The organism is Dapis purpurea BLCC-M126 (genome assembly GCF_050015975.1).
Classification (GTDB): domain Bacteria; phylum Cyanobacteriota; class Cyanobacteriia; order Cyanobacteriales; family Microcoleaceae; genus Trichodesmium.
In genome coordinates this window covers 14,931-31,975 of record NZ_JBNHER010000207.1, presented here as the reverse complement: position 1 = coordinate 31,975, position 17,045 = coordinate 14,931, and the positions used below count along the sequence as shown (strand labels likewise).

General features: G+C 37.5%; 9 protein-coding genes. 7 read left to right on the top strand and 2 right to left on the bottom strand.

The features are described 5' to 3' along the window. Positions 1-298 precede the first annotated feature (298 nt). A complete protein-coding gene (locus ACP6PL_RS18090; protein WP_426546663.1) occupies positions 299-691 on the bottom strand; it encodes a DUF3119 family protein in 393 nt (130 codons plus the stop codon). 218 nt (positions 692-909) lie between these two features. Then, the gene (locus ACP6PL_RS18085) at positions 910-1,707 is read right to left on the bottom strand and encodes an MlaE family lipid ABC transporter permease subunit (RefSeq protein WP_426546662.1); all 798 of its coding nucleotides are present in this window, start codon (positions 1,705-1,707) and stop codon (positions 910-912) included. Positions 1,708-1,907: 200 nt separating this feature from the next. On the opposite strand from ACP6PL_RS18085, the gene ACP6PL_RS18080 reads away from it, so the two are divergent. The 7 genes from ACP6PL_RS18080 to ACP6PL_RS18050 form a co-directional block, all read left to right on the top strand. Further along, positions 1,908-2,195, top strand: a complete 288-nt coding sequence (locus tag ACP6PL_RS18080; protein WP_426546661.1) for a hypothetical protein — start codon at positions 1,908-1,910, stop codon at positions 2,193-2,195. A gap of 187 nt (positions 2,196-2,382) precedes the next feature. After that, positions 2,383-5,139: a hybrid sensor histidine kinase/response regulator gene (locus tag ACP6PL_RS18075; RefSeq protein ID WP_426546660.1), complete on the top strand. Its 2,757-nt coding sequence runs from the start codon at positions 2,383-2,385 to the stop codon at positions 5,137-5,139. A gap of 22 nt (positions 5,140-5,161) precedes the next feature. Next, positions 5,162-6,463, top strand: a complete 1,302-nt coding sequence (locus ACP6PL_RS18070) for a GGDEF domain-containing response regulator (RefSeq protein WP_426546659.1) — start codon at positions 5,162-5,164, stop codon at positions 6,461-6,463. 508 nt (positions 6,464-6,971) lie between these two features. Further along, positions 6,972-7,412 (top strand): Hsp20/alpha crystallin family protein, encoded by a 441-nt coding sequence (locus tag ACP6PL_RS18065; protein ID WP_426546658.1) that lies wholly within the window; start codon positions 6,972-6,974, stop codon positions 7,410-7,412. 167 nt (positions 7,413-7,579) lie between these two features. Further along, positions 7,580-8,020 (top strand): Hsp20/alpha crystallin family protein, encoded by a 441-nt coding sequence (locus ACP6PL_RS18060; RefSeq protein ID WP_426546657.1) that lies wholly within the window; start codon positions 7,580-7,582, stop codon positions 8,018-8,020. A 282-nt stretch (positions 8,021-8,302) separates the two neighbouring features. Beyond that, the gene (locus ACP6PL_RS18055; protein ID WP_426546656.1) at positions 8,303-8,743 is read left to right on the top strand and encodes an Hsp20/alpha crystallin family protein; all 441 of its coding nucleotides are present in this window, start codon (positions 8,303-8,305) and stop codon (positions 8,741-8,743) included. 312 nt (positions 8,744-9,055) lie between these two features. Beyond that, positions 9,056-17,045: beta strand repeat-containing protein (locus tag ACP6PL_RS18050; protein WP_426546655.1), on the top strand; the 7,990-nt coding region annotated here is incomplete at its 3' end.

Below are 17,045 nucleotides of genomic sequence, written 5' to 3'. Positions count from 1 at the left end.
ATGCTATTAATTAGAGGGATAAATAACCACAGGTTTAGTGTGGCGATAGTAATTTATGAAATGGGAATAACTGTATTTACCCCAGAAAGAGTTTTGTTTTTCAAATCCAAAATTTTATATCTCATTTAACTACCTATCAGCTTTTCCTGACGGAATGCTCCACAAACATTATCTAGCTGTCAGCTCAAAATTTTAAGGGTTTAAGCCTCCAATATATTTGAAGAAGCGCATTGTGCCTGTTAATGGGGTTTTAATCCTCTATTATACAGCTTAGAGAAGCTGATAGCTCAGTGCTATTTCAATCCTGATTTAAAGGAAAGTATTTTTCTAGGCAAATTTGCAACATTTTAGGATCGAAAATAATTGGTAGAAAATGGATACTTTTAACTTCTCTAAAATAGAACAGAATAGGGATAGGAGACCAAAATATTTCCCAGTTGAGCCAATCTTGATAAGGAAAGTTTCGTAAAAGTTTATCTGAACGGTATACTTCTAAGGCTGTCTCGGTAAATTTCAGACGGATAGTTAATGTTTGAACTAATAGAAAAAGTCCTAGTATAGCGATCGCTATACTTACCCACTTTTCTAAAAATGCCAAAGGTAATGCAGCAATTATTAGCACTAAAGGTATTTTATAACTAGGAGTAAGTTCAATAGTTTGTTTTGCTTCTGAGGTAGAAATAGTAGTCATGGTTTTATGTAAATTTATTAAAAGAGGTAGTAGGGAATAGGGAGTAGGGAATAGGGAGAAATAATTGATAAATTAAGAGTGCAATAATTAATTTTATTTTTTATTGTAAGAGATGTCTATTTTTACTTTGTCTCACTAGGCTAAGAAAAATTCCTAGTTTTTGATCTAGATTTAGTCATTTTATGACACTCTCCAATATTTTTTGACTATTCCCTAGTTCACAAACCTTGCTTCATTGCCCCACCCAAACCTTGGAACATTCCCCAAGATAGAAAGAAATTAAAAATAAAGATAGATATTAAAGATGTTACAACTGCTGTAGTCGTAGATTTTCCCACACCCTTAGCCCCACCAGTAGTAGTTAAACCCCAACTTGTACCAATTACAGCGATTAAAACGCCAAATATAACTGATTTAGTTAATCCACTACATAAATCCCAAATAGTTAGAAAACTGTGGACAGAATCTATATATATACTTCGGGGAATATCGTATAGATTCACTGCAATTACTAATCCACCAACTATAGCAGCTACCAAACATAACAAAGTCAAGATTGGCATCATTACACCACAAGCAATAACTCTCGGAATAACTAAATAATCTACTGGATCTGTTTTCAGGATATATAGAGCATCTATTTGCTCTGTCACCTTCATCGTGCCTATTTCTGCTGCAAATGCTGAACCTACTCGCCCCGCAACAACAACTGCTGTTAAGACAGGACCAAGTTCTCTCGTTAAAGTCAGAGCCAACATCCCCCCAACCATATTAGCTGTACCGAAAGCTACAAGTTCCCGGGCTACCTGAATCGTAAATACCATACCGACAAAACTAGCTGTCAATAAGACAATTAGTAAGGATTGTGGACCGACTATCGCCATTTGCTCAATGGTATTGCGACGATAAATTTTGCCCCGTAGCAAATGAACAACTACTTGGCCTGCTAAATATGTGGCGGCCAACATTCGTTGTCCCCATGACCCAAAAGTTAATCGAAAAGTAATCTTACTCAATAGAAATTAATAAATTACAACAATAAATCAAACAATGAGAGAAATTTACCAATCTTCAACAAGATTTTTGAACCAAAATTGAAGTTTTCTGACAGATTTAGTGATTTTGAGCGATCGCTCTCTATCTTAGAAAGTAGGTTAACCAAATAGGTTAACTTGCTACTGAGGTGGCATTATAGCTGGACTTATGGTTAATTATTATGAGTATTTTAACTGATTTGTTACGTTCTTTACTACTTGCAAGTATCTTTAGCTTTATAACTCCTATGATGTTAATTGGGGCTAGTTGGATGAGCTTTGCTGTAATTAGTCATCTTCCTAGTTTACAGAGAATTGGTCAATCTGGTATTGCTCAAATTTGGGAATTTTTAGCAACTTTCGGTAGTGGCCATCCTTGGCAAGGATGTTTAGTAATTGCTATTACCTGTAGTTTAGTGGGAGCAATGTTTGATACCTATGTGTTTTGTCAAAACTCACGGTTTAATTGAGATTGTATTTACCATGATTAACAAAAAATAAAAGCAATAGAGACGTTCAGTCGAATGTCTCTAAACTCTTACTAGGAAATCAATGGCTAATTGTCATTTAGACTTTTATATTTGGTATTTAATTGCGGAATCAAAATATTCAGGCTGTAATGATTACAGCTAACAAAATTTTATAAAAAGTCTTAAAATGCTCAAAATTCCCCCTAAACTTTCTATACGTTGGATATTAGCTATTCCTTTCATTGTCCAAATTATTTTAGTGGTGGGAATTGTTGAGTATTTATCAATCCGAAATAGTCAAAATTCGATTAATGATTTGTCGCTGAAACTTCGCCAGGAAGTCACAAGACGTGTCCAACAATATCTAAAAACCTATCTATCTACTCCTTTTATTGTCAATGGTATCAACTCTAATGCCATTGAATCAGGAGCCTTAGATATTCAGGATGTTGAAAGTGCTCAATATTATCTATGGAAGCAAATTCAACTTTTTGAATCTGTTCCCAATGTTGGCTTTGGCAATGAGAAAGGAGATTTTATTGCCATAGAGCGACAAGAAGACGGTTCATATATTTCAAAAATTGTCATACAATCGAAGAGCAAAAATAAGAATATCCATAAACTTGATAATCAAGGTCAGCAGGAAGAATTCATCAAAACAGTTTTGGATTTTGATGTACGCCGTCGAAAATGGTATCAAGCGAATAAGAGTTCAGGAGAACCGACATGGAGTAATGTTTATGCTTGGGTGAGTCGGGATCAACTTGCTCTCAATGCTGGATATCCTGTTTATGATAAAGAGGGTAAATTTCAAGGTGTCTTAGCGACCGATCTTGTGCTTTCTTATATTAGTAACTTTTTATCAAATCTTGAAATTGGTCAATCAGGTCAAGTCTTTATCATTGAAAAATCTGGTCAGCTAATTGCTAGCTCTACTATTGAGCAGCCTTTTATTGAGAAGGATGGGAAAATTGAACCTATTCAGGCGAATGAAAGTAGTGACTCTCTAGTAAAAACAAGCACTGAATATTTAATATCCACTTTTGGAGAGTTTGACGCTATAACTAGCACTCAAAATCTTAGTTTTGATATTAATAGAGAAAGCCAATATCTACAAGTTACTCCGCTTCGTGGTTTTCCAGGTTTGGATTGGTTTATTGTCATTGTAGTCCCAGAAAAAGACTTTATGGCAGCAATTGACGCGAACACACGCACTACACTCTTACTTTCTAGTTTTGCAGTAGTGATAGCTGCTATTTTGGGAATATTGACAGCACGTTGGATTACTAATCCTATTGCAGTTTTGAATCTGGCGGCAAAAGATATTGCAACAGGAAATTGGGGCCAAATAATTCGCCTTAATCGTGATGATGAGATTGGAGAATTGTCTCAATCATTTAATCAAATGTCTAAACAATTACAGGAGTCTTTTCTGACTTTAGAAAAACGAGTTCAAGAGCGCACTGAAGAACTTGCTGTTGCTAAGAAGCAAGCAGAAGTTGCTAACAATGCCAAAAGTGCTTTTATTGCCAATATGAGCCATGAATTGCGGACTCCTCTGAATGCCATTCTTGGGTTTGCTCAACTTTTAGATCGAAATACCACCCTAGACTCTGAGCAGAAACAACAAATACAAAGTATTAATCGTAGTGGAGAACATCTTTTATCTTTAATTAATGATATTCTGGAAATTTCTAAAATAGAATCAGGAAAAATAAGCTTTACATTATCTAATTTTGATTTACATAGTTTCTTAAATGAGGTTGACAATTTATTTCTGCTGAAAGCGCAAAAAAAAGGATTACAAATGAACTTTTCTTGGCCAGATAATCTTCCTAAATACATTGGCACCGATCAAGGAAAATTACGCCAAGTTCTGATTAATTTATTGAGTAATGCTGTAAAATTTACCACCACTGGAACCGTTAGTTTAAGATTAAAATTTACTGATAATGAATCCCCAATTCAAAATAATGAAATACCTTCAAAAGGTTATATACTTTGGTTTGAAGTAGAAGATACAGGGCAAGGTATTGCAGCGGATGAAATCAATAAACTTTTTCTCCCCTTTGAACAAACTGAAACAGGGCGTAATTCTGGAGAAGGAACTGGTTTAGGTTTAGCAATTAGTCGTAAGTTTATCGAATTGATGGGAGGAGAAATCGAAATTAAAAGTATAGTAGGAATAGGAACTTGCGTTATGTTTCATATTCCCATTGAATCCTGTACATCAGAGGCAGTTATCTCTCAAACCTCCTCAAAAAAAGTCATCGCCTTAGCTCCCGATCAACCAGTCTCTCGTATTCTTGTGGTAGAGGATCACCCTCCAAGTCGCTTGTTTCTCAAAAAATTACTATCTTTAGTCGGTTTTGAAGTCAATGAAGCTAGTAATGGGGAAGAGGCGATCGCTTGTTGGCAAACTTGGCATCCTCACCTGATTTTGATGGATATGAGAATGCCTGTCATGGATGGTTATGAAACAACGAAATGGATTAAATCTACTCCCGAAAATCAAGAAACAGTGATTATTGCCTTAACAGCTAATGCTTTTAAGGAAGAAAAACATAAGATTTTAGGAGCAGGTTGTGATGACTTTATTCCTAAACCTTTCTCAGAAGCTATTATTTGGGAAAAAATTGCTCAATATCTGGGGGTTAGCTATATTTATGAGGAAATCAAAAATGAAGAGCAATTAAAGACAACACAACTAGATAAAGGAACAAACTCAGGTTCAGAGAGAGAGTTCACAGAAAGTTTATCAATGATGTCTTCAAATTGGAAAGCGCAACTCCACGATCAAGCTACACAACTGAATCGTAAAAAAGTCTTACAATTAATTAAACAAATTCCTAATGATCATTGTGCTTTAATTGAAAAATTGACCACCTTAGTCCAAAACTATCAATTTGAGCAAATTGCTCAACTTGCTAGCTCGTCTGATTAATTTACTGATACTCTATTAACTCATGCTTGATATTGAAACCATTTTACAATTTACTGAAGACAAACTTTACGCTAAAACAGGGAACTATTTTAGTGATATACAAAAAATTATCCTCCTAAAAATACTCGAAAATAATCGTTATACTTATGAGCAAATCGCTGATAATTGTGGTTATTCAGCTAAATATCTTAAACAAGGTATTGTGCCTAAACTATGGCAGACTATTTCGGAGATATTTGAAGAAAAGGTTACAAAAAATAATTTTAAAGGGGTGGCGCAACAAAAGATGCAACATCAACTAACCCTAGCTCCTTTACCTTCAGAAAAGCTTTTAAATCAATCCGTTGAGGTGAACGCAGATTCTCCTTCTCTTTCAACTAACCGTCACCGAGGCAATATTCTCCTGGTGGACGATCAACTGCAAAACCTCAATGTTTTATCAGATTTGCTAGAAGAACAGGGATATGAGGTAAGACAAGCCCTTAATGGTTCAATCGCCCTGAAAGCTGTCGAATTAACTTTACCAGATGTGATTTTACTTGATATTCATATGCCAGAATTAGATGGTTATACTGTGTGTCAGCGACTTAAGGCAAATCCTCAAACCCAGGATGTCGCTATCATTTTTGTTAGTGCTTTAGATGAAGCATGGGATAAAGTAAAAGCCTTTTCTGTAGGAGGGGCTGATTACATTACCAAGCCCTTTAAGGTGATTGAGGTTTTAGCAAGGATTGAAAATCAGTTAAATATTCAACGTCTAAAAAGAGAAGTAGAACAGCAGAATATTCAACTACAGCAAGCATTTCATGAATTAGGAAGATTAGGTGTTTTAGACGAGTTGACTCAAGTTGCTAATCGTAGCCGTTTTAATGATTATTTAAACAGGGAATGGGAACGTGCTCATCAAAATAAGGAATCCTTGGCCCTGATTTTTTGTAAGATTGACAAATTTGCAGAGTATAATCAGAGCTATGGTAACCTAGAAAAAGATAGCTGTCTTTATGAAGTAGCACAAGCACTTAAACATGGTTTACAATCATCTAAATCTCTGCTCTGTCGCTACGAAGAGGCTAAATTTGGGATTATTGTTTCTCTTAGTGATATCCCTAATCTGGAAAAGATAGCTAAAAACTTGGTAGATGAAGTTAATCAACTCCAGATTCCCTATAGTATCTCCTCTCCTAATCCTTATATTACTGTTAGCATAGGAATTGCTAGTTTAAATCCTGATGAGCAGATAACATCCGATCGCTTAATTCAATTGTCTGAACAGGAACTAGAAAAAGCAGAAGCACAAGGAGGCGATCGCTATAGCATGAATTAGATATCTAGTGGGCAAGATGCCGGCACTACAAACATTTGATCGTTAGTATCTGTAGTTCATATACGATCGAATCTACTATGGAGCGCTTGGTATAATATGATGTTCAGTAAAACACTTATAATCATGCTCGTAGTTGGGCTTTAGCCCTATCTACAGTTAGGGCTAAAGCCCAACTAAAGGATGGGAAAATTAAACCTATTCAGGCAAATGAAAGTAGTGACTCTCTAGTAAAAACAAGCACTCAATATTTAATATCCACTACCTATTATTTTTTCACCTGAATTATAGTCGAAGCAAAATCAACTTACTTCAACTAAGACTTAAGTAAAGTTTTCGTGGCCAAAGCTGGGAAACTTTCGGATATTATGTCAATTAAAAAAATAGTACGGCAATTGCCCTCGCATTTTTCCTATCCACCGAACTTACTCAGCACAAATCAACTCTAAAATAGAAACAGAAACAACAAATTAAATCCACACATAAAATATAAATTTAGGAGGTAAAAAATATGGCTATTGTTCGTTTTTCTCCTTGGCGTGAAATTGACTCTTTGCAAAAAGAAATGAATCGTTTATTTGATACTTTTGCTCCGACTAGGAATGGAGAAGAAAAAAGAATAGTATTTACACCAGCAGCAGAAATGCAGGAAACTGAGGATACTATTGATTTGAGATTGGAAATCCCTGGTTTAGAAGCGAAAGATTTAGATGTACAAGTGACTGCTGAAGCAGTGGCAATTAAAGGAGAACGTCGTCAAGAAAGTCAGACAGAATCAGAAGGTATGACTCGTTCAGAATTTCGTTATGGTGCTTTCCAAAGAGTAATTTCTCTACCAGTCAGAGTTCAAAATGACCAAGTAAAGGCTGACTATAAAGATGGTATTTTACATCTACATTTGCCTAAAGCTGAAGCTGAGAAAAATAAAGTTGTGAAAGTTAATATTGCCTAGTATGTAGCAACAAAGAAAGATGCGATGATTCAAAAACTTTAGTACGGCAATTGCCCTCGCATCTTTCCTATCTACCGAACTTACTCAACAGAAAATTCCATCTAAAATAGAAACATCAACAACCAATAAATTCTACAGATAAAACATCAATTTAGGAGGTAATAAATATGGCCATTGTTCGTTTTTCTCCCTGGCGTGAAATTGACTCTTTACAAAAAGAAATGAACAGTTTATTTGATACTTTTGCTCCGAATTGGAATGGAGAAGAAAAAGGCATAGCATTTACACCGGCAGCGGAAATGCAAGAAAACCATGATGCGGTTGATTTGAAACTGGAAATCCCTGGTTTAGAAGCAAAAGATTTAGATGTACAAGTGACTGCCGAAGCAGTAGCAATTAAAGGAGAACGTCGTCAAGAAACTAAAACAGAAGAGCAAGGCATGACTCGTTCTGAATTTCGTTATGGTGCTTTCAAACGAGTAATTTCTCTACCAGTCAGAGTGCAAAATGACCAAGTAAAAGCCGACTACAAAGATGGTATTTTACATCTACATTTGCCTAAAGCTGAAGCTGAAAAAAATAAAGTTGTGAAAGTTAATATTGGCTAATGTTTAGCTAAATATTGAGAATGTACAAAGATGGGATTATATTAACAGGACTTACGCACCCAAACAAGAAACCGGGTTTATTACCCTGATGATTGTTTTTCCCTCTCACGAGTCGATAAACCCGGTTTCTGTGTAAGTCTAATTTCAAAAAAAAAAGTACGGCAATTGCGATCGCATCTTTCCCATTAACCGAACTTAGTCAACACAAAATCGGCTCTAAAATAGAAACAGAAACAACAAATTAAATCCACACATAAAATATAAATTTAGGAGGTAATAAATATGGCGATTGTTCGTTTTTCTCCCTGGCGTGAAATTGACTCTTTGCAAAAAGAAATGAACAGTTTATTTGATACTTTTGCTCCGAATTGGAATGGAGAAGAAAAAGGCATAGCATTTACACCAGCGGCAGAAATGCAAGAAAACCATGATGCGATTGATTTGAAACTCGAAATCCCTGGTTTAGAAGCGAAAGATTTAGATGTACAAGTAACTGCCGAAGCAGTGGCAATTAAAGGAGAACGTCGTCAAGAAACTAAAACAGAAGAGCAAGGTATGACTCGTTCTGAATTTCATTATGGTGCTTTCCAACGAGTAATTTCTCTACCAGTCAGAGTTCAAAATGACCAAGTAAAAGCCGATTACAAAGATGGTATTTTACATCTACATTTACCTAAAGCTGAAGCTGAGAAAAATAAAGTTGTGAAAGTCAATATTGACTAATTTAACTAGAAAAATCCAAGCAGTTAACTAAGTCAAAGTAGGGTGTATACACGCCCTACTTTTATATGCAATTTATATACAATTAGATTTACAGTTAATCTGATTGGAGTTGAAAGACACTTATTTCTTATGTCATGTGCCCCTATCAGGGGTAGTTCCGCTATCGGATAATCAATTATACATAAAATATTTTTGTCAGGACGTTCCATGGAACCTCCCTACTTTTCTCCCATTCAATTTGATTATGGAAAAGATATACTGGAACTAATCATAATTATTTTTTTCATAAAAAGTAAATATTCAGTCAATTAGATGAAGCTATTAACATTACATCTTTATCCTCTGATGGCCTTTGTTTCTGTATTGGGAACAGTAGGCATACCTGCTCATAGTCAACCTATTATCCCAGCAACAGACGGTACAGGAACTACAGTCAAGCAAAACGGCAACCAATTTAATATCCAAGGTGGCACTCAGAGCAGCAACGGTGCAAACCTATTTCACAGTTTCAGCCAATTTAACGTTGAATCTAATCAAACCGCAAATTTCCTTACCACTCCAGACATTAGCAACATCCTCGGTAGAGTCACAGGTGGAAATGCTTCTACTATAAATGGCTTAATTCAAGTAGTCGGTGGGAACTCAAATCTATTCTTAATGAACCCTGCCGGAATAATATTTGGCCCTAATTCTAGGCTCAATGTTCCTGCCTCTTTCAGTGTTACTACTGCCACAGGTATAGGTTTCAACGGCAATAACTTCTGGTTTAAAGCAATGGGTACAAATAACTACTCAAATTTAGTAGGTAATCCCAGTGGGTATCATTTTGATGTCTCTAACCCAGGTGCTGTAGTTAATGAAGGAAACTTAAGTTTAAATCCGGGAAATAATCTTACTCTGGCTGGTGGCACAGTTGTCAATACAGGTGAACTATCTACGGCAGGTGGAAATATTACGATCGCTGCAGTTAATGGTGGGGATACATTGCGGATTTCTCAACCAGGCCATGTTTTGAGTTTAGATGTATCACCTGCCTCTGCTAACTTATCGGGAGAGCCCATTACACCATTATCATTAGCACAGTTGTTAACAGGTGACTCAACTAATCATGCCTCATCTGTGATAGTTGATGCTCAAGGTAATTTAGTCTTGACAGATGATACAACGGGACTAGCGATCGCCTCTGGAAATATTGATGTATCGAGCCCCTCTAACCCCCCTTATCAAGGGGACATTTCCAGTCTCCCCCTTGATAAGGAGGACGGAAGGGGGATCGGTGGACAAATTAATGTGTTGGGCGATCGCGTAGCAGTTATTGATGCCAATATTCAGGCCAATGGTTTAAATGGTGGAGGAAGAATATTAATTGGAGGTGACGTTCAAGGCAATAGAATTGTTCCCAATTCTCAGCAAACTTTTGTTAACAATAACTCTTTTATTTTCGCGGACGCTATTAACAGTGGAAACGGTGGTCAAGTCATAATTTGGTCAGATGATACGACGAATTTTGCTGGAAATATTAGCGCTAAGGGAGGAGAATTTTCTGGTGATGGAGGCTTTGTTGAAATATCTGGCAAACAGGAATTAATCTTTGACGGAAATGTTAATGTTAGTGCAGCATTAGGAGAACCAGGAACAATATTATTTGACCCTAAAAACATAACCATAGGAGCCGAAACACAAAATTCAAATGAAGACGATAATCAGACATTTTCTGCTGCAGAAATAGAAGGATTAGAAGGTGAAATTATTCTGCAAGCTGACAATGATATAACTGTTAATCAACCAATAGAAACTTATGAATCTATAGAATTAAATGCCGGAAGAAGTATTAATATAAATGCTGATATAAATACATCCAGTGGTAATAGTAATATTACTCTATCTGGTAATGATGATGGAGCCGATATTAATAATCGTGACTCAGGAACAGGTTCTATTAATCAAGCAGAAGGAACAACATTAAATGCAGGTAGTGGGGATATTACAATCTTACTAGGAAGTTTAGGAGAAAATGGTGATATAAATCTAGCTAATTTAACTACTACTGGGCAACTATTAGTTAATGCTAATCGAGGAAATATTAGACGAGTTTCTCCAAATTCTTTACTTACTGCCAACCGAGCAATATTTGAAACTGAAAGTATTGGTGGTGTGGGTTTGGCTGAAGCACCCTTGCGTATAGATGTAAATAACTTAGAAGTATTCACAGGTGAAAGAGGGCTATTTCTTGAGTCAATAAATAATTTAATTATTGGTGGAGTTAGTGAAGAAGTAGAAGGTATTTCAACTTTTGATGGTGGGGATGTTGAAATAAGTATTAATGGTAATTTGACTGTAACTGAACGGATAATTACATCAACTCCTGATAGTCAACCAGGAAATATTACTATTTCTAGTACTGGGAATATTGATACTACTCAAACCACCCTTGACGCCAATTCAGCATCAACGAGTGGTGGGGATGTTTTTCTTCGTGCTGATGGTGATATTAAAACAGGTGAAATTAATGTTTCCACAGGAGGCAATAATAGAGGTGGGAACGTTACCATAAATAGTAGTGGTGAAGTTGATACAACTGCCAATGAAATATTTTCTGGTTCTTTGGAAGGGAGTGGTGGAAATGTTGCTATTACAAGTAATGGGGATTTAAAAACAGGTAATATTGACTCCCGTTCAGATGGTAGTAGTAATGGTGGAGATATTACCCTGGAAAGTACAGGTGGTAATATTGATACCAGTAGTGGTGAGTTATCTTCTTATTCCGTTGGGGCTGATGCAGGAAATGTGAGTATTACCAGTCAGGGTGATATTAAAACTAGAGACATATTTTCTTCCGCAGGCGAACCATTAGATATCGATGGAGACTTAGAAAATCCGACTAATACTGACTCTAATGAAAATGGTAGTGGCAGTGGAGGAGATATTACTCTGAGAGCAGAAGGAACTATTGATACTAGCGCCGGAACTATAGAATCATTTTCTCGTCTTGGCGGTGGAGGTATAGTCAGTATTACCACCAAAGGCGATATTACTACAGGAGGAGTTTTTTCTACTGCGGGTGAACCGACGACAGGTGCTAGTGTAAATACAGCAGGAACAACACAGACGGAAATAAATAGTAGTAATAGTGGGAATATTACTATTGAAAGTACAGAAGGTGCAGTAACTACCACAGAAGAAATAGACACTGCTGCCGTTAGCGGAAATGCTGGAAGTGTAACTATTAAAGCTTTTGGAGATATTAAGACTGAAAATATTGAATCATCAACATTTGCTGGTGATGGTGGAGATGTCACTATTGAAAGTACCAATGGGAGTATTGATACTACTGGAGTCGCAGGGAATGCAGAAATATTTTCTCTTTCTATTCAGGGAAATGCTGGAAATGTAAATGTTAAAAGTAATGAGAATTTAATCACAGGTAATATTACGTCTAATTCAGAAAATGGTCGGGGTGGGAATATTAGTTTAGAAAGTACAAGCGGAAATATTGATAGCAGTAGTGGCGAACTCGCATCTTCTTCCAGTAGTGGAGATGCTGGAAATGTTAGTCTTACCAGTCAGGGCAATATAACAACTGCAAATATTTCTTCTTTTGCAGGTCAAGGCTTTGGTGAAGCAGAAGACTCAGAAAATTCTGCTAGTGGTAATGGAGGAGATATTACCCTAAGAGCAGAGGGAACTATTGATACTACCGCAGGAACTAATGGTGAATCAAATCTAGAATCATTTTCTCGTGACGGTTCAGGTGGCAATATAATTCTAGAAGCAAAAGGTGACATTACTACAGACAGAATTCTTTCTAGTGCTGGGGACCCGGACAGTGGTAACATCCTAGCAGCAATAACACAGACGGAGGGAAATGTTGCTAGTAGTGGTGATATCAGTATTAAAAGTACAGAAGGATCGGTAACTACCACAGCAGAAATAAATAGTTTTGCCACTACTGGAGATGGTGGTAGTGTCACTGTGGAAAGTTTTAGCGATCTTAATATAGGTAATGAGATTAATTCCCGTAGCGATGTCGATGGTGCTGGTGGCAATATTTTTCTAGAAAGTCAAACAGGTGCTATTACTATCGAAGGTAGGCTATCTTCCTTTTCAGAATTAGGAAATGCTGGAGGTGTGAATATTATTAGTAGTGGTAATCTGATGACAGCTGATATAGACTCCCGTTCCAATGGTAGTGGTCAAGGTGGGAATATTTCCCTCGAAAGTACAGGTGGAAGTGTTGATACCAGTGGAGGTGAATTATCTTCTTTTTCAGAATTAGGAAATGCTGGAGGTGTTAATATTACCAGTAGTGGCAATTTGACTGCAAGTGGTATTGACTCTCGTTCAAATGGTAGTGGTCAAGGTGGGAGTATTTCCCTCGAAAGTAAAAGTGGAAATGTTGATACTACTGGTGGCGAGATATTTTCTTTTTCAGAGTTAGGAGATGCTGGAGGTGTTAATATTATCAGTAATGGCAATCTGACCACAAGTAGTATTGACTCTCGTTCAAAAGGTAGTGGTCAAGGTGGGGGTATTCGCCTCGAAAGTAAAAGTGGAAATGTTGATACCACTGGTGGTTTCTTAAGTTCTTTTTCAGAATTAGGAAATGCTGGAGGTGTAAATATTACCAGTACTGGTAATCTAACGACAGCTGATATAGACTCTCGTTCAAATGGTAGTGGTCAAGGTGGGAGTATTTTCCTCGAAAGTACAGGTGGAAATGTTGATACGAGTATTGGTGAGTTATCTTCTTTTTCAGTAGCAGGAAATGCTGGAAATGTCAATATTACAAGCAATCTGGATTTGATAACAGGTGGTATTGACTCTCGTTCAGAGGGTAATGGTCGAGGGGGAGATATTACTCTAGAAGCTGAAGGTAAGATAGATGCAGGAGCTATAGAATCATTTTCTCGCCAAGGTACAGGGGGCAATATCACTCTTACTAGTAACGATGATATTAATATTGGTAGTAGTGATGAAGAAGCAGGTATTAACTCTGAAGCTAAAACCAGTAGTGATGGTGGTGATATTACAATCGAAAGTCAAACAGGTGATATTACTATCAATAGTGAGTTATCTTCTTCTTCTCAAACAGGTAATGGTGGTGATATTACAATCGAAGGTAAAACAGGTGATATTACTATTAATAGTGAGTTATCTTCTTCTTCTCAAACAGGTAATGGTGGTGATATAAAGATTTTCGCAGGCGGAGATATTAATACAACCAATGGCGCATTAGGTTCTTTCAGTGGTGAAGAAATAGATGAAAACCGAGATCCACAAACACTCACAGGAGGAAACCAAGGAGGTCAAGGTGGAAATATTACTCTAGAAGCTGGAGGTAAGATAGATGTAGGAGTTATAGAATCATTCTCTCGTGAAGGTTCAGGAGGCACTATTAAACTTGAAGCTAAGGGTAATATTACTACCACAAGTGAAATAATTTCCTCAGCAGCAGATCCAGAAGATAGAACTACTGTAGGACAAAATTCAGAAAGTGATACCATAACTCAGTCTCAGGTTGAGGAACCAACAAGTAGGCAAAGCGGTAATATTGATATCGAAAGTACAGAGGGTACAGTAACAACCCAAGGAGAAATTACTTCCTACAGCAATAAAGGAGCAGGGGGGAATATAACTATTATCGGTGATGGTGATATTAATATTAGTACAGGAGCTATTGACTCCCGTACCGATGGTACCACCAATAGCAGTAATGGTGGTGAGATTAGCATCACAAGTAACACAGGTAATATTACCATCGAAGGCGAGTTATCTTCTTCATCCCAAACAGGTAAAGGCGGTCCAGTAAATATTACTGCTCCAGGTAATATCACATCAGGAGCAATTTCTTCCTTTTCAGAGGTTAACGGTGATGGTGGTGAGATTAATATTACCAGCACTCAAGGCAATTTAACAATAGATGAGATATCTTCCTCCAGTGGCGAACCTATAGCTCAGAGAGCCCAAAACTCAGGGCAAACAAATTCTAACTCAGGAGAAAATACTACTGGTGGGGGTGGAGATATTATTCTCAAAGCTGATGAAGGTTCTATAACGGTAGGAAATATAGAGGCATTTTCTCGTCAAGGTGAAGCAGGCAATATCAATATCAATGCTAAAGGAGATATTATCACAGATGCTATTATTTCCTCAGCAGCGAACCCTGAAGAGATTTCAGCCCCTGGAAGAAATGACGAAAATGCTGCCAGAACTCAGTCTCAAGTAGAAGAGCAAGATAATCGCCCAGGTGGTGACATTAGTATTATCAGTACAGAAGGTACAGTGACAACTAACGCCGAAATCACTTCCTATAGTGATAAAGGAGATGGAGGTGACATTAGTATTGTCAGTCAAGGCAATATTAGAATTATTACTGATACTGATTCTGACACGGAGGCTGCTAATATAGACTCCCGCTCTGATGGTACAGGAGGCAGTGGTGGTAACATTATGCTCGAAAGTCAAACAGGTATTATTGATGCTCCAGGTGAGTTTGCTTCTTCTTCCCAAACAGGTAACGGCGGTAATGTGGAGATTTTCGCCCCTGGTAATATCCAAGTAGAAAATATTTCTTCCTTTTCAGAAGGTAATGGTAATGGGGGAGATGTGAATATTACAGGTAATAGTGATATCAAAACAGGAACTATAGAATCATTTACTGAAGGTAGTGGTAATAGTGGTAATATTTCTATTTTTGCTGATGGTGCAATAGATACCAGTTTTGGCGATTTAATCTCTAGGTCTCAAGAAGGTAACGGCGGAGATGTTACCATTACAGGTAATAATGATATCCAAACAGGAACTATAGAATCATTTACTGAAGGTAGTGGTAATGGTGGCAATATCTCTATTACTACTGCAGATGGTTCAATAGATACCAGTTTTGGCGATTTAATCTCTAGATCCCAAGAAGGTAATGGCGGAGATGTCAACATTACAGGTAATAGTGATATAAAAACAGGAACTATAGAATCATTTACTGAAGGTAGTGGTAATAGTGGTAATATTTCTATTTTTGCTGATGGTGCAATAGATACCAGTGTTGGTCAGCTATCATCTTTTTCCGCAGAAGGGGAAGGCGGAAATGTCATCCTTAGCGCCAAAGAAAATATTACTACAGGTTTTATCGAAACTTTTAGCGGTGGCGGAACAAGGGGTGGTAATATTACTCTGGAAACGACTAATGGAAATATTGATACTACTGTAGGACCGTTAGATGTAAATGAATTAGGCGTAGAAGCAAATATTTCTACTGATGCTGATGTATCTTCAGCAGATGTTGCCACCATCTTTGCAGAGGAACGCGCCAATCTAAGTTCCTCTGCTCCTGAAGGCACTGGAGGCAATATTGTGATTATTCAGCAAGGTGAGGGTGAGATTACCACTAGCAATATTAGTTCTTTTGGTGGAGAAGATAGTGGAGCTGTTAATATCATCAACAACAACGGTAATATTAACACAGGGGTGATTTTTTCAACTGCCATCAATGGTACAGGCGGTCAAATCTCTCTCGAAACCACGAATAACGGCGATTTGAATATTAATCATATTGCTACTTATGGTGATGCTGAAACTGCTATAGGAGGTGATATTAGTCTGGATGCTAGTGGTGTTGTCAATATTAATAACATTGCATCTTTTGGTCAAGCAGGTAGTGGAGATGTGAATATTCAAAGTAGTAGTGGTAGTATTAATACTGGCACAATTGAAACTCGCGCCCCCAATGGCACTAGTGGGAATATTACTTTGAATACTTTCAGCACTGAAGGTGATATTAGAACTGCAAGTGTCACCACCCAAGGTGGAGCAGCAGCAGGTCAAGTTGAAATCATTGCTACTGATGGATCTGTGACAACTGAAGATTTAGAATCTAGTTCTGAGTCGGGAAGCGCTGGAGGAATAAATGTAGAGGCGGGGGAAGATATTGAGACTGGAGACCAAACTGTTGAAAGTGCAACTGGTGATGCGACTATAACTAATGAAGCAGGAGGCGATATTACCACGGGAGACCAAACGGCTATTACTGGAGAGGGTGATGCGACTATAACCAATGAAGCAGGTGGCGATATTACGACGGGAGACCAAACGGCTATTACTGGAGAAGGTGATGCGACTATAACTAATGTGGCAGGAGGCGATATTACGACGGGAGACCAAACGGCTATTACTGGAGAAGGTGATGCGACTATAACTAATGTGGCAGGTGGTGATATTACCACGGGAGACCAAACAGCTATTACCGGAGAGGGTGATGCGACTATAACTAATGTGGCAGGTGGTGATATTACCACGGGAGACCAAA

Bases quoted from the DNA above. Each gene is read 5' to 3' on its own strand.
- ACP6PL_RS18090 (WP_426546663.1), bottom strand. From the start codon at position 691: ATGACTACTATTTCTACCTCAGAAGCAAAACAAACTATTGAACTTACT.
- ACP6PL_RS18055 (WP_426546656.1), top strand. From the start codon at position 8,303: ATGGCGATTGTTCGTTTTTCTCCCTGGCGTGAAATTGACTCTTTGCAA.
- ACP6PL_RS18070 (WP_426546659.1), top strand. From the start codon at position 5,162: ATGCTTGATATTGAAACCATTTTACAATTTACTGAAGACAAACTTTAC.
- ACP6PL_RS18075 (WP_426546660.1), top strand. From the start codon at position 2,383: ATGCTCAAAATTCCCCCTAAACTTTCTATACGTTGGATATTAGCTATT.
- ACP6PL_RS18065 (WP_426546658.1), top strand. From the start codon at position 6,972: ATGGCTATTGTTCGTTTTTCTCCTTGGCGTGAAATTGACTCTTTGCAA.
- ACP6PL_RS18080 (WP_426546661.1), top strand. From the start codon at position 1,908: ATGAGTATTTTAACTGATTTGTTACGTTCTTTACTACTTGCAAGTATC.
- ACP6PL_RS18060 (WP_426546657.1), top strand. From the start codon at position 7,580: ATGGCCATTGTTCGTTTTTCTCCCTGGCGTGAAATTGACTCTTTACAA.